Source organism: Streptomyces sp. NBC_00104, from assembly GCF_045160825.1.
GTDB lineage: Bacteria > Actinomycetota > Actinomycetes > Streptomycetales > Streptomycetaceae > Streptomyces.
Map to the genome: position 1 here is coordinate 9979090 of NZ_CP108215.1, position 18919 is coordinate 9998008.

Below are 18919 nucleotides of genomic sequence, written 5' to 3' on the forward strand. Positions count from 1 at the left end.
TTATGCGGTGAGGGCGGGCTGCTGGAGCAGTTCGGCGCGGTAGCGGGCGGCGGCGGACACGGTGGCGGGGCCGCCGAGCGCGACGACTCCGACCAGCCGGCCGTCGTGGTGGTAACCGACCAGGACGTCGGCGGCCGGGTCGCCGTCCAGGACCCGCACGTCGCCCTTGCCGAGCACCGGCGCGCCGAAGGACTGGAGGCGGAAGTCGTGCTGGTCGCTCCAGAAGGTGGGCAGCGGCGCGAAGGGTGGCACCTCGACGCCGGTGAGGACCTTCGCCGCGTGCTTGGCCGTGTCGGTGGGGATGGACCAGTGCTCGACCCGGCGGGGCACGCCGTCGTAGCGGGCGTTGGGGAATCGGGCGACATCGCCGACGGCGACCACCTCGGGGCGCCCGCCGACCCGCAGCCGCTCGCAGGTGAGCACGCCGTCGGACAGGTCTAGACCGTTGCCCTCCAGCCACTCGACGTTGGCGACCGAGCCCACCGACTCCACCACCACGTCGGCGGGCAGCACGGTCCCGTCGCCGAGCACCACACCCGTGACCCGGTCCTCGCCCTCGAACCCGGCGACGCCCGTGCCGAGCGCGAACCGCACCCCGCGCTCCTCGTGCCGCCGCAGCAGCGCGCGCCCGAGCAGCTCGCCGAGCGGACCGACCATGGGCAGCGGCAGCGGATCGACCACGGTCACCTCGGCGACACCGAGGCCCACGGCCGTGGCGGCGACCTCGCAGCCGATGAACCCGGCGCCGATCACGACCACCCGGGCACCGGGCCGGGTCAGCGAGTCCCGCAGACCCTGGGCGTCGGCCAGCGTACGGACCGTGTGGCGGCCGGCGAGCGGGCCGGAGCAGCCGAGCCGGCGGGGCCGCATACCGGTGGCGACGACCAGACCGTCGTACGACAGCGTCGAGCCGTCGTCCAGCTCGACGGTCCGCTCGGCGAGGCGCGCGGCGACGACCTTCGTGCCGAGCCGCCACTCCACGTCGGCGACGCTCGCGCGGGGACGGAAGGCCAGCGACTCGAAGGGCGCCTTCCCGGCCAGCACCTCCTTGGACAGCGGGGGCCGGTTGTAGGGCATGTGGGGCTCGTCGCCGATGACGGTCACGGCCCCGGTCCATCCCGCCGCCCGCAGCTGCTCCGCGGCGCGCAGACCGGCCATGGAGGCGCCCGCGACGACGATGCGGCCTGTCCCTGCTCCTGTCCCCGTCCCCGTCCCTGTCGCTGTCCCTGTTCCTGTCATGGGGCTCAGCCCTCGATCCGGATGGCCTGGAGCGGACAGACGTCGGCGGCCTCCTCGACCTCGTCGAGGAGCGCGTCGTCGGGGTCGCTGACGTAGGCCAGGCGCCCGTTCTCGTCGAGCTGGAAGACGTCGGGGGCGGCGAAGACGCACTGTCCGTGGTCCTGGCACTTGTTCATGTCGACGACGACCTTCATGGCCGGTCCTCCTGGGAGTCAGGGCGTCGGGCGGGGTGGAGAAGCGAACGGAGAAGAAGTTCGTTTGGCTTCAAACAACATAGGAAGCCGTCTTCCCCTGGTCAATACCTGTCCAGGTGGATAATTTTTTGTGGCCGACCCCTTGCGGGCCGATGGAGTCGTTCTTATCGTTTGGCATCAAACAATTGACCTCAGCCGCCGAGGAGACAACGGTGAGCGCATCCGAAACACCGGCCGTCGGGCACTACCAGGAGCGGCTGGCCGCCGAGGGGATCGACGTGGTCCGGGTGACCTACCCCGATCTCATCGGCACCGACCGGGCCCGCGACGTGCTGCTCGACCAGCTGCCGACGGCGTGCGAGCACGGGCTCGCCTTCTGCCGGGCGGTCTACCACACCTCACCCCAGGGGGACGTCGTCCCAGTGGCCGGAGGCCTGGACGCCGGCCTGCCCGACATCCACGTGCGCCCGGACCTCGACACCCTGCTCGCACTGCCCTGGGAGCCCGGAGTCGCCACCTGCCTCGGCGAGAGCATCGACCCCGCGACCGGGGCACCCGCCCCCGAGTCGCCCCGCGACCTGCTGCGCTCGGTGCTCGCCCAATGTGCCGAGCACGGCCTGAGCCCGGTGGTCGGACCCGAGCTCGAGTACTTCCTCTGCGACGAGGACCCCGCGTCCCCGAGCGGCTGGAAGCGCTACTCGGGCGCCACCGGCGTCGTCTACACGGCAGGTCTGCGCGCCGACCCCGACAACCACCTGCTGCGCACCCTGCGTCACCTCCGCGATCTGCGCATCGGGGTCACCACCGGCAACCACGAGTTCGACGGCGGCCAGTTCGAGATCAACCTGACGCATTCGGAGGCGCTCTCGGCCGCCGACCGCTCCTTCCGCTTCAAGGCCGCGGTCAAGGAACTCGCGCGCAAGGAGGGCCGCCTCGCCACCTTCATGGCCAGGCCCTTCAACGACGCGGGCGGCTCCGGCTTCCACCTCCACCTGTCCTGCGACGACGAGCAGGGCCGCAACGCCTTCGACGACCCCGCGGGCCGGTACGGGCTGTCCGGCACCGCCCGCCAGGCCATCGCCGGCGTCCTCGCCCACGCCCCGGCGCTCGCCGCCCTCGCCAACCCGACGGTCAACTCCTACAAACGGTTCGGCCCGGACACCCTCGCGCCCTGGCTCATCGACTGGGGGCTGGACAACCGCAGCGCCATGCTCCGCATCCCACCCGAGCGCGGCCCCGGAGCCCGGCTCGAACTGCGCCTCGGTGACGCCGGCGCCAACCCGTATCTGCTGATCGCGGGCACGATCGCCGCCGCGCTGCTCGGCGTCCGGGCCGGCGAGGAACCCCCCGCCCCGCTGGAGGGCTACGGCTACGACACCGCCCGAGCGGCCGTACTGCCGATGAGCCTGCCGGCCGCCCTCGACGCACTGGAGGCCGACACCGCTCTCACCGAGATCCTCGGCAAGGACTTCACCACCTCGTACCTCACCTACAAGCGCGACGAGGTCGCACGCTTCCAACGGCACGTCACCGACTGGGAGTTCACCGAGTACGCCTACCACCTGTGACGCCCGGGAGACCCACGACCATGACCACTTCCGCCCACCTCCCTCCGGTAAGCGAAGCCGTCCAGGAGCCCATGGCACTGGACGACGTGGACCTCGCCGACCTCGACAACTTCACCGACGGCGTCACCCCGTGGCGCATGTTCCACACCCTGCGCCACCAGGACCCGGTCCACTGGCAGCCGGAGGAGGCCCCCAACTCCGGCTTCTGGGCGGTCACCCGGCACGCCGACATCGCCCAAGTCGACCGCGACGCGGAGACCTTCACCTCGACGAAGTTCGTCAACCTGGAGGAGGTCGACGAGGACCAGATCAAGAAACGCGCCTCCATCCTGGAGCTGGACGGAGTCCGCCACCGCGCGCTGCGCAGCGTGATCCAGCGCCAGTTCGGCGCGAACGTCATCAACAGCTACACCGACTTCCTGCGCGGCCTGACCGCCACCACCCTCGACACGGCCCTCGCCAAGGGCACCTTCGACTTCGTCGCCGACGTCTCCGCCGACTTCCCCATCAACGTCCTCGCCCGGCTCCTCGATGTCCCGCCGGAGGACAACCAGCGGCTCATCGACTGGGGCAACCGCATCATCGGCAACACCGACCCCGACTACGCCGACGTCCTCCTGCACAGCGCGGAGAGCGAGCGGTACCGCGATCTGCCGTTCCGCTCGCCCGCCTCCCTCGAAGTCTTCGAGTACGGCCGCGACCTGGCCCGGCGGCGCCGCGGCGGCGACGGCACCGACCTGGTGTCGAAACTCGTCAACACCACCCCGCGCGACGGCATCCCGCTCTCGGAGCAGGACTTCGACAACTACTTCCTGCTCCTCGTCGTCGCCGGCAACGAGACCACCCGCCACACCATCACGCACTCCATGCTGGCCCTGCTCCAGCACCCGGAACAGCTCGCCCGCCTCCAGGAGGACCCGTCCCTGATCCCGGTGGCGACCGAGGAGTTCCTGCGCTGGGCGTCCCCCGTCTACCACTTCCGCCGCACCGCGACCCGTGACGTCGAACTCGGCGGCAAGCAGGTCAAGGAGGGCGACAAGGTCGTCATGTGGTACGCCTCCGGCAACCGCGACGAGGAGGTCTTCGCCAACCCGTACGACCTCGACGTCGCCCGCGCCGACAACGACCACGTCACCTTCGGCAAGGGCAGCCCGCACCTGTGCCTCGGCAACCTGCTGGCCCGCACCGAGATCCGCATCATGTTCGAGGAGCTGATCCCGCGCCTCGCCGGCATCCGCCTCGTCGGCGACGTCCCGCGCGTCCGCTCCAACTTCGTCAACGGCATCAAGAAGCTGCCGGTCGAGGTGACCCTGGCCTGACACGCCCTCGGGCACCGGCGGGGGAGATGCCCGTCGGTGCCCGAGTCACGTCGTCAGCGGGCGAGTTCCTTGGTGATGCGGTCCCGCATGAACGCGGACGACTCCTTCGCCCGCTCCTCCCAGGCGAAGACACAGGCGGTGGCCACACCGTCGAAGTCCAGCTCGCGCAGGGTGCCGAAGAAGGCGTCCCAGTCGACCTCACCCTGGCCGATGTCCAGATGCTGGTGGATACGGGCGGTCGTGCCGGGCGGGTTGAGGATGTAGCGCAGCCCGCTGGAGCCCTTGTGGTTGAAGGAGTCGGCGATGTGCACATGCTTCAGCCGGTCGCCGGCGTACCGCATCATCGCCGCGATGTCCGCGCCGACCTCCGAGGCTCCGGAGAGGTGGAAGGAGTGCGGGGCGCAGTACAGATAGTTCACCCAGGGCTTGTTGATCGCGCGGACGAGGTCGACGGCCGGGGTGTTCTCCTCGCAGAAGTCGTCCGGGTGTGCCTCCAGGTTCAGGGCGATGCCCTCCCGCTCGAACAGTGGCAGCAGCTCCTCCAGCGAACGCCAGAACGCGGCCTCGCTCTCGGCGGCCCGCTCGGGGCGGCCGTTGAACTCCGAGTTCATCAGCGGGCAGCCGAGGTCGGCGGTGATCTCGATCATCCGCTTCCAGTGGCGGACGGCGGTCCGCCGTTCGGTCTCCTCCGGTGAGGACCACTTGTAGAGCGGCAGCACGGAGGACAGCTGGACGCCGTGCGTGCGCAGGGAGTTCTTGAGTTCCGCGACGCGTCCGTCGTCCGCCCGCGGATGCAGGAAGAACGGCATGAAGTCGTCGCGCGGCGACAACTCGAGGTACTCGTAGCCGAGTTCGGCGACCGTGCGCACCATGTCGTCGATGGGCAGCGCGCGGAACATGTAGGGGTCGAGGGCGATCTTCACGCGATGCCTCCGTAGAGTGCGGGCCGGGGCTTGAGGTCGGTGGAGACGACACGGCCCGATTCCAGGGCCTCGACGGTCGCGCCGGTGATGACGGTGGCCGCGTAGCCGTCCCAGGCCGAGGGGCCGGTGGGTTCGGCGCCGGCGGCGACGCCCGCGATCCACTCGCGGAACTCGGTGTCGAAGGCGTCCGTGAAGCGGCCCACCCAGTCGGTGAGCACCTCCGTGCTGTGCCGCCCCGCGCTGCGCAGACCGACCGTCGCCGGGTCGGGCAGCCGGACCAGCCCCTCCTCGCCCACCGCCTCGCACTGGATGTCGTAGCCGTACTGGCAGTTGACGAAGACCTCGAGATCGACGCGGACACCCTTGGCGGTCTCGAAGAGCATGATCTGCGGGTCCTTGAGATGGGCGAACCGCCTGCTCGTGGCACGCGGTGTGACCACCTGAGTGGACACGATCTCGTCGTCGAGCAGCCAGCGCAGCACGTCGACCTCGTGCACCGCCGTGTCCAGGGCGGCCATGGCGGAGGTGTACGACTCCGGGACGGTCGGGTTGCGGTGGGCGCAGTGCACGATCAGCGGCTCACCGATGCGGCCGGAGTCGATGACCTGCTTCATCTGCCGGTAGCCGGCGTCGTAGCGGCGCATGAAGCCGACCTGGACCAGTCGGCGGCCGAGCGCCGTCTCGGCCTCGACGACGCGCAGACAGTCCTCGGCGGTCGTCGCCAGCGGTTTCTCGCAGAACACCGGCTTCCCGGCGGCCATCGCGTGTCGCACGTGCTCGGCGTGCGTCGGCCCCCAGGACGTCACGAGGACGGCGTCGACGTCGTCCGCCGCGATCAGGGCCGCGCCGTCGGGCGATACCCGGGCCCCGACCGGTGCCGCCGCTTCCTCGGCGCGGGCGGCGTCGATGTCGGTCACGGCGGTGACGCGGGCGCCGGTGACGGTGTGGGTGAGGCGCCGGATGTGTTCCTTGCCGATCCAGCCGGCGCCGATGACGCCTACACGTACGGTCATGGTCGTTTTCCTCTGATCCGTTGGACAAGGTGAGCGAAAGGTCAGGAGAAGCGCGCCCGGAGTTCGGCTTCGAGGGATTCCAGCGAACGCCCCCTGGTCTCGGGGACGTAGCGCTTCACGAAGGCGAGCGAGAGGACTCCCGCCACCACGAAGAGGAAGAAGGTGTGGGAGACGCCGATCCCGGAGACCAGGGACGGGAAGACCAGTCCGATCAGGAAGTTGGTCAGCCACAGCACCACCGCCGCCACACCCATGCCGAAGCCGCGCATCCGCATCGGGAAGATCTCCGACAGCATCAGCCAGGTCACCGGTGAGATGGCGCCCTGCTGGAAGGCGAGGAAGGTGACGGTCATCGCGAGCACGGCGTACGCGCGGCCGTCACCGGCGGGCAGGGTGAGGGAGAAGACCCCGATCAGCAACAGGGCGGCCGTGGTGCCGACCTGACCGGTCATCAGCATCGGTCGGCGGTCGACTCGGCCGAGCAGCCAGATACCGACGAAGGTGGCGAGCACCGAGATGACACCGTTGGCGATGTTCGCGGTCAGCGCGCTGTCGGAGGCGAAGCCGGCGTCGGTGAGGATCTGGGTGCCGTAGTACATGATCGTGTTGACGCCGGTGATCTGCTGCACGATCGCGATGCCGAACCCGACGAACATCAGCCTGCGCACCCACGGCGTGGCCCGCATGTCGTGCAGGCCGCCGAGCTTCTCCTGCTCCTCCTTGACCGCGAGCGCGGACACCTCGCTCAGCTCGGCCTCGGCCCGCTGCCGGGACCGCACCTGCCTGAGCACCTCCAGGGCGTCGCCGAAACGCGCCTGGGAGGCCAGCCAGCGCGGGCTCTCCGGCATCACCAGCATGCCGAACCAGAGCACGACGGCCGGAAGCGTCGCGAGCACCAGCATCCAGCGCCAGACACCGCCGGACTCGCCGCCGACCCGTGCGATGACCGCGTTGGAGGTGAAGGCCAGCAACTGCCCGGTGACGATCATCAGTTCGTTGCGGGTGACCAGCGCGCCCCGCCGCTCGGCGGGGGAGATCTCCGCGAGGTAGACGGGCACGGTCACCGACGCGCCGCCCACCGCGAGGCCGAGCACGAAGCGGGCCACGACCATGACCGCCGTGTTCGGCGCCAGCGTGCAGCCCAGCGCGCCGACGAAGAACACCACGGCCAGGACGAGGATCGTCCGGCGGCGCCCGCGCGCGTCCGACATCCGGCCGCCGACGACCGCGCCCAGGGCCGCCCCCAGCAACAGCGAGCTGGTGACCATGCCCTCGGTGAAGGGCGTCAGACCGAGGTCGTCGGTCATGTACGGCAGGGCACCGTTGATCACGCCGGTGTCGTAGCCGAAGAGGAGCCCGCCGAAGGTGGCGATGAGTGTGATGAGCCGCAGCCGCCGGGAGACGGCCGGGGGCGCGTCGTCCGAGACCGTGGTGGCGGATGTCGTGCCGTCCTTGGCGGTGCCGTCCTTGACAACCATGGGCGCTCCTACCGTTCGAGGGTCGGACGCCGGGTACCCGTCAGCCCGCAGCCCGACAGCTGCTCACGGGTGCGTACGGCGATGGGCAGCGGCACCTCGGGCGCGCACGGGTACAGGTCCTGCTCGACGATCACGAACAACTCGGCGTCCAGCCGGGCGAGTTCGGCCACCACGTCGGCCGGGTTCGGCACCCCGGAGGGTGGCGAGACGCACACCCCGCGCCTGACGGCTTCGCCGAACGACAGGTCCTCGGCGGTCACTTGGGCCAGGACGGCCGGGTCCATCTGCTTGATGTGGACGTATCCGACGCGCTCGCCGAACCGGCGGATCAGGTCGAGGTTGTCGCCGCCGCCGTAGGCCACGTGCCCGGTGTCCAGGCAGAGGTTGGTGTACCGGGCGTCGGACTCGTTCAGCAGCCGCTCGATCTCCGGCTGGGTCTGGAGGTGGCTGTCGGCGTGCGGGTGGACGACGAGGCGTATGTCGTACTCGTCGAGGAGCAGCCGGCCGAGCCGGTCGGCGGCGCGCCCGAAGCCGGCCCACTGTTCGGCGGTCAGCTCCGGCGGCTCGGTGAAGGCGCCGGTCTTCTCGTCCCGGTACATCGGCGGAATGAGGACCAGGTGGTGGGCGCCCGCCGCCGCCGTCAGCGTGGCGACCCGGCGGACGTGGGCGAGCGTCTCGTCCCACGCCTCGGGCCGGTGCAGCGCGCCGAAGGCGGTACCGCCGGACACCTGGAGCCCGCGGGCGTCGAGTTCGTCCTTGAGCCGTCGAGGGTCGGTGGGGAGATAGCCGTACGGCCCGAGCTCCAGCCATCGGTACCCGGCCTCGGCCAGCTCGTCGAGGAAGCGGGGGTACGACACCTGGTGCTCGTCCTCGGGGAACCACACGCCCCAGGAGTCGGGGGCGGAGCCCAGGCACAGGTTGCCCGCGGTGGTGCGGAGTGGGGTTGGCGCCGTTGCCATGACGTGTGTCCTTCGAGGAGAGGGGCAGGGACGACCGGAGGGTGTCGCGCTCTACTAGCGCGCTCTAGTTCGAGTACGATGGCCCCTGTCCAAATGTCATGTCAATAGCCTGTCGTCGGGAGATCGCGTGACCACGGACCTCTCGTGTCCTGCGTGATCCACACGACTCCTGCGTGATCCACAGGACAGGCCCTAAGGTGGGCGGCGAACGGAGGGTGGGTTCACAGGTGGATGCATCGGGCAGGCGGCGGCCCACGATGGCGGACGTCGCCGCGAGGGCGGGCGTCTCCCGGGCGCTCGTCTCGATCGTGTTCCGCAACCAGCCGGGAGCGAGCGAGGAGACCCGGGAGCGGGTGCTGAGGGTCGCCGACGAGATCGGCTACCGGCCCGACAGCGCGGCCCGGCTGCTGGCGCGCGGCCGCAGCCGCACGCTCGGCGTGATGTTCACCGTCCACCAGACCTTCCACACCAACCTCATCGAGGGCATCTACCCCGAGGCCGAACGCCTCGGCTACGAGGTCCTGCTCTCCGGCGCCACCGGGAGCCGCAGCGAGGAGAAGGCCGTCGAGGCGCTGCTCAGCCACCGCTGCGAGGCCCTGATCCTGCTCGGCTCCTTCGCCGAGCCCGACTTCCTCGAAGGCCTGGGGCGTCGTACCGTCGCCGTCTCCGTCAGCCGCCGGGTCCCCCGCGCCCACGTCGACTTCGTGCACTCCGCCGAGGGCAAGGGCGTACGGCAGGCGATGGACCACCTTGTCGAACTGGGGCACCGGCGGATCGTGCACCTCGACGGCGGTCGGGGCCCCGGCTCGGCCGAGCGGCGGCGTGCGTACCGGGCGGCGATGCGCCGCCACGGCCTGGAGCCCGAGGCCCGTGTCGTTCCCGGTGACCACACGGAGGAGTCGGGCATCGAGACCGGCCGACTCCTCCTCGCCGAACGTGACCGGGGGCAGCCCCTGCCGACGGCCGTCCTCGCCGGCAACGACCGCAGCGCGATGGGCCTGTTGATGTCCCTGACCCGATCCGGCGTCGAGGTGCCCCGCGACCTGTCCGTCGTCGGCTACGACGACAGTCATCTCTCCCATCTGATGCCGATCGGTTTGACCACCGTCCGCCAGGACGCGGTGCTGATGGCGGAACACGCGGTGCGGTTCGCGGTGGAACGGCTGGAGAAGCCCGAACTGGAGCCGCGTGAGGCGGTGTTGGAGCCCAAGCTGGTGGTACGCGGGACCAGTGGGCCGGTTCCGGCTGACGGTGCGTAGCTCCGGGCCCCGGGCAGGTGGAGCGGCCGGCATCGCGTGGGCGGTGCCGGCCGCTCCTGGCGGTGCCGTCGAGCCGATGCGGGCCGCAGGGGTCAGCGGGTGCCCTTCGCCGCGAACTCGGCGACGTCGTCCACGTTCTCCTCGGTGATGAACGCGGGGCCGGTGAGGACGGGTGCGGTGCCGCCGCCGCTGAAGTTGCCGTTGTTCCTGTACAGCCACAGGCCGTCGACGGCGAGGTAGCCCTGGAGGTAGGGCTGTTGGTCGACGGCGAACTCGACGTCGCCGTCCTTGACCGCCCGCACCAGATCCTCGTTGAGGTCGAAGGTCGCGACCTTGGCCTCGCTGCTCGCGTCGGACACCGACTGCACGGCGGTCAGGGCGATCGGGGCGCCCAGAGTGACCACCCGGTCGATGGAGGAGTCCTGCTTGAGCTTGGCGGTGATCGTCGCCTTCACGGAGGGCATGTCGGTGCCGTTGACGTAGAGGATGTCGGTGGTGCCGCCGAAACCCTTCTTGAGACCGGCGCACCGGGCCTCCAGGGCGACCTGCCCCTGCTCCTGGATGACACACAGGGCGTGCTCGGCGCCTGCCTGGTCCAGGCGCTCGCCGAAGGCCTGGCCGGCGATGTTCTCGTCCTGGCCGAAGTACTCCAGCATGCCGAGTTCCTTCCAGTCGTCGACGCCTGAGTTGAAGCCGACGACCGGGATGCCCGCGGCGGTGGCCTTGGCGACGGCGTCCTTCATGGCGTCGGGCTTGGCGGCGGTGAGCGCGATGCCGTCGACCTTCTGGTCGATCGCGTTCTGTACGAGGTTGGCCTGGTTGCCGGCGTTGGGGTCGGCGGAGTAGACGAGCTTGATGTTGTCCTTGGCGGCAGCCGCCTGGGCGCCCTTGCGGATGAGGTCCCAGAAGGTGTCGCCGGGGGAGGCGTGGGTGACCATGGCCACGGTCATACGCGGGGTGTCGGCCCTGCCCGCGGCCGTGGAGTCCCCGCCCTCCTCCGACTTCTTGCCGCCGGAATCGCTGGAGCAGCCGGCGGCGAGCAGGGTGCCGGTCAGGACGGTGGCGGTCAGAGCGGCGACTCGATGGTGTCTGTGCATGTCCCTCGCACCTCGCTGTGCTGGTCAGGGTGGGTGTGCGGACCTGACGTCCGACGACTAGCGCGCTTCACTAGTGCGCTCTAGTGGCATGACTATGGAGCCGCCCCAACGGGGATGTCAACGGGTATGTCAGGACGTCTCAACAAAGTGGGGTGGCAGGGGCTCGCGTGCGGCCGTGGAAGTCGAGCGAGGTATTGCATGAGGAACGAGCGCGAAAAGCCTCCGGCCACACCACGCCCGAAAGCGTCATGGCCGGCTGGATGGACAGCGGCGGCCACCGCGCGAACACACTGAGCCGCCGGTTCGAGGAGGGCGGCGTCGGCCTCGTCCGGTCCGGCAACTCCAGGACCCGGGACTTCGGCACGGCCCGCCAGGAGTCGACGGCGACCGCGGTCGCCGTACCCGACCGGAGCGGGCACAGGATGTCGGGTGCGGCAGGGTGGCTGCTTCCTAACGTGGTGATCGAAAGGAAGGAGGCCGGGGTGCTGGAGCGGCTGAACCAGGCCATGGAGCACATCGAGCGCCATCTCGACCAACCGATCGAGGTGGCCGACCTGGCACGGATCGCGGTGACGTCGGAGTACCACCTGCGGCGGCTCTTCTCCGCGCTCGCGGGCATGCCGCTGTCGGAGTACGTGCGGCGTCGGCGGCTGACGGTCGCCGGCGCCGAGGTACTGGCCGACGGGCAGACCCTGCTGGAGATCGCCGTGCGCTACGGCTACGGCTCGGGGGAGGCGTTCGCGCGGGCGTTCCGTGCCCTGCACGGCGTCGGCCCCGGAGAGGCCCGGCGCACCGGTGCCAGTCTGCGGTCCCAGCCCCGGATGTCCTTCCGCCTCGTCGTCGAAGGGAGCAGCAGCATGCAATACCGAGTCGTGGAGAAGGAGGAGTTCAGGGTGGTCGGGAGGAAGACCCGTGTCCCCCTCGTGCACGAGGGGATGAACCCGGCGATCGCCGACTTCATCCGGAGCATCGGGCAGGAGACCCTCGGCCGGATCGAGAGCCTCTCCGATCAGGAGCCGAAGGGAATCGTCTCGATCAGCGACAACCTCGACGCCGGCCGGGCCGAGGGGACCGAACTCGACTACTTCCACGGGGCGGTGACCCGCGCCGCCGTGCCCGAGGACATGGACGAGCTCACCGTCCCGGCGGGAACCTGGGCCGTCTTCGAGAACTCCGGGCCGTTCCCGCAGGCGCTGCAGTATCTGTGGCGGGACGTGTTCACCCAGTGGTTCCCGTCCAACCCGTATCGGAGCCGCCCCGGCCCCGAGATCCTGCGGACCCGGCTGTCGCCGGACGCGACGCGGGCGGACGCGGAACTGTGGATTCCGGTGGAGCGGACCCCGGTCTGAGCGCCGGGCGCGCGGCGACTTCACGTCGTCGCGCGCCTGCCCCCGGTCCTCGTCCGCCGGTAGCGTGGAACGACGTCGACCTGAGGTGGGGGCATGAGGGCGATCGTCGTGGGGGCGGGCATCGGGGGACTGGCCGCGACACTGAGTCTGCGGCGCGCCGGGTGCGAGGTGACGCTCGTCGAACAGACACCCGAGTTCACCGAGATCGGTGCGGGGATCCAGCTCGCGCCCAACGCCACCCGCGTCCTGCGCCGGCTCGGACTGCTCGACGCGGTCGCCGCCCGGTCCACCCGGCCGTCCCGGCTGAGCTTCCGTACGTGGTCCGACGGCGGCGAGATCTGCCACTTCGCGCTCGGGCGTGCGGTCGAGGACGCCTTCGGGGCGCCGTACCTCCAGGTCCACCGGGCCGATCTGCACCAGGCCCTGGCCGCCGCGGTGCCGCCCGCGTCGGTGCGGCTGAACACCGTGGTCGTGGGCATCGGGCAGGACGACAAGGCGGCGCAGGTGACGACGGCCGACGGGGAGCACCTGGTGGCGGACCTGGTGGTCGCGGCGGACGGCGTACGGTCCTCGGCCCGGCAGTGGCTGTTCGGCGCCGACGAGGCGTTGTTCTCGGGGACCGCCGCGTACCGGGCCCTGCTGCCGGCCGAGCAGGTGGCCGACCTGGACCTGCCGGAGTACGCGCTCTGGCTCGGCCCGGGACGGCACTTCGTGCACTACTGGGTGCGCCGCGGGGAACTGCTCAACGTCGTGGGCGTCGTCGGCACCGACAGGGCACAGGAGTCCTGGACGGCGCGGGCCGAGCCGGAGGAGCAACTGCGCGCGTTCGACGGGTGGGATCCCCGGGTGCTCGGCCTCCTGGGCCGGACGGGGACGGTGCTCCGCTACGGCATCCACACCCGCGCCCCGCTCGCCCGCTGGAACATCGGGCGCGTCACCCTGCTCGGCGACAGCGCCCACGCGATGGTGCCGTTCCAGGCCCAGGGCGCGGCGCAGGCCCTGGCCGACGCGGCCGTGCTCGGCGACTGCCTCACGGACGCGGCACCGGCCGACGTACCCGACGCGCTGGACCGGTATGCGAACCGACGGCTGGCCACCGCCACACGGGTGCAGGCCGGGTCCGCGCGGGCCGGCGAGGACTACCACCTGCCGGACGGGCCGGAGGCACACGCCCGCAACGCCCGCCTGGCCGCCCAGGCGGACGAGAACGGATTCGGCCCCCATGCGGCGGCGTGGGGGGTCGACGCGTTCGACGAGCAGACGTCGTAGGACCTGCCCGCCGCGGTGAGGCGGTCGGATCGGGGCGAGGGCCGTCGTCGGGCCCCGCGCCCCCGTCGCATCGCAGGACGAGACGGGCAAGGAGGGCCCGATCCAAGCGACTTGAGGCTCGGGTCCCTTCCCGCCCTCGCGGTCCCACGGAGTCCGACTTCCTGGGAGAGCGGGCCCGGGGAGCGGATGTGCGGCCGGTCGTCGGGACCGGCGCGGGTGACGGTGGCCCGCGCCGTGGACGTCGGCGACCAGTGACTCGGTGAGGATGTCGTGCGGGGTGCCGGCGGCCACGACGTGCTACCCGCCTGCCCGCCTCCGCCCCGCCATGTCATCCCACCGTCAGTCGATGACCGCGGTGGCCTCGATCTCGACCAGGTGTTCGGGGATGTCCAGGGCCGCGACGCCGAGGAGTGTGGCGGGCGGGACCGGGGTCGTTCCCAGCTTCGCGGTCGCCCGGGAGATCCCGTCCATGAGGGCGGGCATCTTGTCGGGCGTCCAGTCGACGACATGGATGTTGAGCTTCGCCACGTCGTCGAACGAGGCGCCGGCCTCGGCCAACGCGGTGCCGACGTTGAGGTAGCACCGCTCGACCTGGGCGGCCAGGTCGCCCACGCCGACGGTGACTCCGTCGGCGTCCCACGAGACCTGCCCGGCGATGAAGACCAGCTTCGAGCCGGTCGCGATCGACACCTGCCGGTACGCGTCGATCTTCGGCAGTCCGCCGGGATTCACCAGGGTGATGGCCATGTCGTACGCCTCCTTGTCATGAGCGTCCGTGGGATCCACGTGCTCTCCTGTGGTTACTCGGGAACCGTAGGAGAGTGGCCGGCGACCGGGAAGAACGCACTTTTCGGTGACCGGGGAACCTCGTGGTGACCCAGCAGCTCAGCGGCCTGCCCGGGACGCGGACCTGTCCGGTGCCGAGGCTCCCTGACCACTCGTCAGGCGGCCGGCTTCCAGCCCGGGAGCGTCGGCAGGACCTTTTCCGCGACGCGGAACAGGGCCTCGTCGTCGGGTGTCTGGGAGTCCTGGCGCCAGATGACGAGTTCGAAGGTGCTGCCGCTGTCCTTCGGGTCGGTCGCCACCAGCAGCCGGCGGGCGACGCCGCCGGGGCCGGACTGGGGATCGCTGCCGTCGAGTCCGAAGGAGATGGCGATGGTCCGGTCCGAGTAGAGGACCGCCGGGTGTCCCAGGACCGTTCTGGTCTCGGCTCCGGCGCCCAGGTAGCCGACCGACTCGGTCACCGGGAGGTCTTCGTAGGACGCCGAGAGCTCCACGGTGTAGGTCTCCAGGTCGACGGTCGCCTCGGGGGTGACGGTCTTGGTGCCGCTCGCCCAGGTGGACTCGCTCTCGCCGCCCGACGCGGTCACCGCCTGTTCGGTCGGTGTGCCGAGGAGCTTGGGCAGGTCGGAGCGGTTCAGCGCGGTGCAGAGCTGCGCACCGGAGGCCTTGCCCCGGGGCGCAGGCGAGGCGTCGTCCGAGGACGAACAGACGGCCGGCCCCACGCTCTCGGGCGTCTGGTCGAGGATCTCCGTCAGGAACCACATGGCTCCCACGATCATCCCGACGGTCGCCACCGCCGAAAACACCTGGGCCCCCGTGCCCATTTCCTGTCTGGAACCGGATCTGGAACCGGATCTGGAACCGGATCCGGAATCGGTAACGGACGCCGCTCCGGCGTCGGCTCCGGAAGTCGCTCCGGATTCGGCTCCGGACGCCGTTCCGGATTCGGCTCCGGAAGTCGCTCCGGAATCGGCGAAATCGTCGGCCATGTCCCCCACGTCCCCCATACCCCCACCTTGATGTGCACACGCCCCCCCGTGCGCCGGGGGAGCCTAACCGGTGATCGTCAGGAGGGGAAACGGGATTCCGCCGAGCGCGCGGTCACGACGAGCCGTACGGCGCCGCGCGGCGGATCGGCGTGAAACGACTGGTGCGGATCAAACCGCGCCCCCAGCGGACGCGAGCGGACAGCTCCACCGCGGCGGCGAGCAGCCGGTGCTCACCGGGCCCGCCTTCGTCGACAAGGACAATGTCGCCGAGGTCGCGGAGCTCGCCGAGTTCGCCGAGTTCGCCGCGAAGGGCACCCGCCGACCGCCGCGAGCGCGGCCCCACGAAAGGAAGAAACGGATGTCTGAGCAGGGCTCACTCGGTGTCGCCGTCATCGGCACCGGCCGGATGGGCGCCGACCACGTGCGCCGGATCACCGACGTGATCAGCGGCGCCCATGTGGCCGCCGTCGTCGACCTCGACACCGACCGGGCCAAGGCGATCGCCGCCGGCATCGAGGGGTGTGTGTCCTACGGCGACGCCGCCGAGGCGCTGGCCGCACCGGGCGTGGCCGCCGTCCTCGTGGCCTCCCCGGGCCCCGCCCACGAGGCGGCCCTGCTCACCGCCTTCGAGCACGACCTTCCCGTCCTGTGCGAGAAGCCCCTCACTCCGGACTCCGCCTCCGCGCTGCGTCTGCTGGAGGCCGAGCAGCGGCTGGGTCACCGCAGGGTGCAGGTGGGTTTCATGCGCCGCTACGACCGCGAGTACGTCAAACTCAAGGCCCTGTTGGACAGCGGCGAGCTGGGCCGGCCGCTGCTGCTGCACAACCGGCACCGCAACGCCGAGGCCCCGCCCGGGTTCACCGACGCCCTGGCGATCAACGACTCAGTGGCCCACGAGATGGACGTCACCCGCTGGCTGCTCGGCCAGGAGATCACCGCCGTCACCGTGCTGCGGCCCCGGCCGTCCGCGTACGCCCCCGAGGGTCTGAGCGACCCGCAGTTCGTCGTCTTCGAGACCGACGGCGGTGCCGTGGTCGACGTCGAGATCTTCCTCAGTGCCCGCTACGGCTACCAGGTCCAGGCGGAGGCGGTCTGCGAGAACGGCACGGCCCGCATCGGCGACGGACACGACATGCTCGTCAACACGGCGGGACGCTGGGGCGGTACGGTCACGCCGAGCTACATCGAGCGCTTCGAGGACGCCTACGACCGTCAGGTCCAGGCCTGGGTCGACGCCACCCGCCGCGGCGAGGTCACCGGACCGAGCACCTGGGACGGGTACGCCGTCGCCGCGGTCTCCGAGGCGGGCGTCCGCGCCCTGACCGAGGGCGTCCGCGTCGAGGTGGAACTCGTCGAACGCCCCGCCCTCTACCGCTGACCTGCGACGGCTCAGCGCCGAGCGGCCCGCCGCGCAAGGCCTCGTCCTGCGGCGCGGCGGCGTCCGGAGGGCCGCGCAGCCCCCGGGACCTTCACCGCGGCCCGACGTCTGCTCACGCCTCCCCGGACAGATCCAGCAGCACCTTCGACGCGACCGTGCGGTCCTGAGCGGTGTCGAACGCGGTGACGGCCCGCTCCAACGGGAACGTGTGCGTGACGACCGGGTCGACAGGGAGGCCCTGGGCCAGCAGGGACAGGGCCTCGTCGAACTCGGTGTCGAAGCGGAAGGACCCGCGCAGTTCCAGCTCACGGGTGACCACGACATTGCCGAGCAGCCCGATCTCCCCGGGCGGCAGCAGCCCGAGCATGACCACGGTGCCGCCCCGCCGTACCCGCTCCACACAGCTCCGCAGTCCGGCCGGTGCCCCGGACGCCTCCACGGCGAGGTCGAAGACACCGGCCCAGGCGGGATCGTCGGGCCGGTCCGCCCGTGCGAGGGCGGTGGCGCCCACCTCGCCGGCGATCCGCAGCGGCTCGTCGTGGAGGTCGCTGACGACGACCTCGGCGGCGCCGGCGTGCCGCAGCGCCGCCACGACCAGACAGCCGATCGGACCGGCCCCGGTGACCAGGACCCGCCTGCCGCTCACCTCGCCCGCCCGGCGTACGGCGTGCAGCGCCACCGACAGCGGCTCGGCGAGCACGGCACGGCGCAGATCGAGCCCGGGCGGGAGCGCCCTGACCTGGTCGGCGGGCACGGTGATGCGCTGCGCGAACCCGCCCTGCACATGCGGGGTGTGGGCCGCGCTGCCCAGATAGCGGGTGTGCGCGCAGACGTGGCGCGTGCCGCGCGCGCACTCGGGGCAGACCCCGCAGGGCGTCGCCGGATGGACCGCGACGGCGGAGCCCACCTCCGGAGCGGTCGGCCCCGCGACGCCGGGGCCGAGGGCGGCGACATGGCCCACCACCTCGTGGCCGAGCACCAGGGGCTCGCTCACCGCGAAGTCGCCCACCCGGCCCCGGTGGTAGTAGTGCAGATCGGAACCGCAGATCCCGCCGAGGGCGACGGCGACCGCGATCTCCCCGGGTGCGGGACCGTCGTACGGCCGTTCCTCGACCCGGAGGTCGCCGACTCCGTGGACAACACACGCGCGCATGGGGACTCCTTGAGGGGGCGGCCGGGTCACAGGACAGACAGCATGCCGCCGTCGACGTACAGCAGCTGCCCGTTGACGAAGTCGGAGGCGGGGGAGGAGAGGAAGAGCAGGGCGCCGACCAGGTCCTCGACCTTGCCCCAGCGGCCGGCGGGGGTCCGCCCCCGCACCCAGGCGCTGAACTCCTCGTCCGCGACCAGCGCGGAGGTCAGCTCGGTGTCGAAGTAGCCGGGGCCGATGCCGTTGACCTGGATGCCGTGCGGCCCGAGGTCGGCGCACATGCCCTTGGTGAGCATCTTCAGGCCGCCCTTGGTCGCCGCATAGGGCGCGATGCCGGGGCGTACCGCCTCGCTCTGCAGCGAGCAGATGTTGATGATCTTGCCGTGGCCCCGGGGGACCATACGGCGGGCGACCTCGCGGCCCACGAGGAAGGCGCTGGTGAGGTTGGTGTCGAGCAGGCCGTGCCAGTCCTCGTCGGTGAAGTCGAGGAAAGGGGCGCGGCGTTGGGCGCCGGTGTTGTTGACCAGGATGTCGACGGGGCCTGCCCCGTCCTCGATCCGGGTGACGGCGGCGGCGACCGAGGCGGGGTCGGTGACGTCGAAGGCCTCCGCGAGGACCGCCTCTCCGAAGGTCTCGGCCAGCTCCGCGCGGGTGCTCTCCAGGGCGACGGCGTTTCGGCCGTTGAGAACGACCGTGCAGCCGGCCTCCAGCAGACCGACGGCCAGCGCCCGGCCGATGCCGCGGCTCGATCCGGTGACCAGGGCGACCTTGCCGGTGACGTCGAAGAGGGGGTGGCTCACGAAGACCTCTTTTCCCACTGAGTGGAAACTCTGTCTACTCAATGGAAAATATCGTCGGCGTGGCGGGTGGCCGATGTCAACCACGGGGTGGCGTGCCGTGCACGAGCGCCGAGTGCCCCGCTCAGCGGGAGGCCTTTCCGGTCAGTGGTAAT

Annotated in this window: 18 protein-coding genes and 1 pseudogene; 7 read left to right on the top strand and 12 right to left on the bottom strand. The window is 71.1% G+C overall.

All coding sequences use genetic code 11. From position 1 onward, the window contains the following. Together OG272_RS43645 and OG272_RS43650 are read right to left on the bottom strand one after the other, a co-directional pair. Positions 1-1239, bottom strand: a complete 1239-nt coding sequence (locus tag OG272_RS43645; protein ID WP_327726538.1) for an FAD-dependent oxidoreductase — start codon at positions 1237-1239, stop codon at positions 1-3. 5 nt (positions 1240-1244) lie between these two features. Further along, positions 1245-1433, bottom strand: a complete 189-nt coding sequence (locus tag OG272_RS43650; RefSeq protein WP_005484148.1) for a ferredoxin — start codon at positions 1431-1433, stop codon at positions 1245-1247. A 212-nt stretch (positions 1434-1645) separates the two neighbouring features. On the opposite strand from OG272_RS43650, the gene OG272_RS43655 reads away from it, so the two are divergent. Continuing rightward, on the top strand, positions 1646-3001 hold the full coding sequence (locus OG272_RS43655) for a glutamine synthetase family protein (RefSeq protein ID WP_327726537.1): 1356 nt from the start codon (positions 1646-1648) through the stop codon (positions 2999-3001). A gap of 20 nt (positions 3002-3021) precedes the next feature. Beyond that, positions 3022-4320 (top strand): cytochrome P450, encoded by a 1299-nt coding sequence (locus tag OG272_RS43660; RefSeq protein WP_327726536.1) that lies wholly within the window; start codon positions 3022-3024, stop codon positions 4318-4320. 53 nt (positions 4321-4373) lie between these two features. On the opposite strand, the gene OG272_RS43665 is transcribed toward OG272_RS43660, so the two are convergent. From OG272_RS43665 to OG272_RS43680, 4 genes are read right to left on the bottom strand one after another with little or no spacing between them, the layout of a single operon-like run. Next, positions 4374-5243 carry a sugar phosphate isomerase/epimerase gene (locus OG272_RS43665; protein WP_326574204.1) on the bottom strand — a complete coding sequence of 290 codons (870 nt, stop codon included), beginning with the start codon at positions 5241-5243 and terminating at the stop codon, positions 4374-4376. Next, on the bottom strand, positions 5240-6256 hold the full coding sequence (locus tag OG272_RS43670) for a Gfo/Idh/MocA family oxidoreductase (protein ID WP_327726535.1): 1017 nt from the start codon (positions 6254-6256) through the stop codon (positions 5240-5242). The genes OG272_RS43665 and OG272_RS43670 overlap by 4 nt, the downstream gene beginning before the upstream one ends. A 41-nt stretch (positions 6257-6297) precedes the next feature. Beyond that, positions 6298-7734 (bottom strand): sugar porter family MFS transporter, encoded by a 1437-nt coding sequence (locus OG272_RS43675; protein ID WP_326574202.1) that lies wholly within the window; start codon positions 7732-7734, stop codon positions 6298-6300. 8 nt (positions 7735-7742) lie between these two features. Then, a complete protein-coding gene (locus OG272_RS43680) occupies positions 7743-8693 on the bottom strand; it encodes a TIM barrel protein (protein ID WP_327726534.1) in 951 nt (316 codons plus the stop codon). Between the two features lie 257 nt (positions 8694-8950). Between OG272_RS43680 and OG272_RS43685 the strand changes: the two genes are divergently transcribed. Further along, positions 8951-9952: a LacI family DNA-binding transcriptional regulator gene (locus OG272_RS43685; protein ID WP_326574200.1), complete on the top strand. Its 1002-nt coding sequence runs from the start codon at positions 8951-8953 to the stop codon at positions 9950-9952. A 92-nt stretch (positions 9953-10044) separates the two neighbouring features. On the opposite strand, the gene OG272_RS43690 is transcribed toward OG272_RS43685, so the two are convergent. Next, entirely contained in the window at positions 10045-11049 is a 1005-nt protein-coding gene (locus tag OG272_RS43690) for a sugar ABC transporter substrate-binding protein (protein ID WP_405895845.1), read from the bottom strand. Positions 11050-11216: 167 nt separating this feature from the next. Here OG272_RS43690 and OG272_RS43695 point away from each other — a divergent pair. From OG272_RS43695 to OG272_RS43705, 3 genes and pseudogenes are all read left to right on the top strand, one after another. Next, positions 11217-11384 (top strand): annotated as a pseudogene (locus tag OG272_RS43695) (CAP domain-containing protein); the annotation flags it as partial. 147 nt (positions 11385-11531) lie between these two features. Continuing rightward, positions 11532-12398: an AraC family transcriptional regulator gene (locus OG272_RS43700; protein ID WP_327732049.1), complete on the top strand. Its 867-nt coding sequence runs from the start codon at positions 11532-11534 to the stop codon at positions 12396-12398. Positions 12399-12491: 93 nt separating this feature from the next. Beyond that, positions 12492-13667 carry an FAD-dependent monooxygenase gene (locus OG272_RS43705; protein ID WP_327726532.1) on the top strand — a complete coding sequence of 392 codons (1176 nt, stop codon included), beginning with the start codon at positions 12492-12494 and terminating at the stop codon, positions 13665-13667. 339 nt (positions 13668-14006) lie between these two features. On the opposite strand, the gene OG272_RS43710 is transcribed toward OG272_RS43705, so the two are convergent. The 3 genes from OG272_RS43710 to OG272_RS43720 all read right to left on the bottom strand — a co-directional run bounded on the left by OG272_RS43710 (position 14007) and on the right by OG272_RS43720 (position 15782). Next, positions 14007-14414 carry a RidA family protein gene (locus OG272_RS43710; protein WP_327732048.1) on the bottom strand — a complete coding sequence of 136 codons (408 nt, stop codon included), beginning with the start codon at positions 14412-14414 and terminating at the stop codon, positions 14007-14009. 194 nt (positions 14415-14608) lie between these two features. Next, positions 14609-15274 (bottom strand): DUF6215 domain-containing protein, encoded by a 666-nt coding sequence (locus OG272_RS43715; RefSeq protein ID WP_327726531.1) that lies wholly within the window; start codon positions 15272-15274, stop codon positions 14609-14611. A 277-nt stretch (positions 15275-15551) separates the two neighbouring features. After that, positions 15552-15782, bottom strand: coding sequence for a hypothetical protein (locus tag OG272_RS43720; RefSeq protein WP_328224540.1), 231 nt, complete (start codon positions 15780-15782; stop codon positions 15552-15554). A gap of 15 nt (positions 15783-15797) precedes the next feature. Here OG272_RS43720 and OG272_RS43725 point away from each other — a divergent pair, with 15 nt between their 5' ends. Continuing rightward, positions 15798-16817: a Gfo/Idh/MocA family oxidoreductase gene (locus OG272_RS43725; RefSeq protein WP_326585502.1), complete on the top strand. Its 1020-nt coding sequence runs from the start codon at positions 15798-15800 to the stop codon at positions 16815-16817. Positions 16818-16929: 112 nt separating this feature from the next. On the opposite strand, the gene OG272_RS43730 is transcribed toward OG272_RS43725, so the two are convergent. Both OG272_RS43730 and OG272_RS43735 read right to left on the bottom strand, forming a co-directional pair. After that, positions 16930-17970, bottom strand: a complete 1041-nt coding sequence (locus OG272_RS43730; protein WP_327726530.1) for an L-idonate 5-dehydrogenase — start codon at positions 17968-17970, stop codon at positions 16930-16932. 26 nt (positions 17971-17996) lie between these two features. Next, positions 17997-18767 (bottom strand): SDR family oxidoreductase, encoded by a 771-nt coding sequence (locus OG272_RS43735; protein WP_326574195.1) that lies wholly within the window; start codon positions 18765-18767, stop codon positions 17997-17999. Positions 18768-18919: the final 152 nt, after the last annotated feature.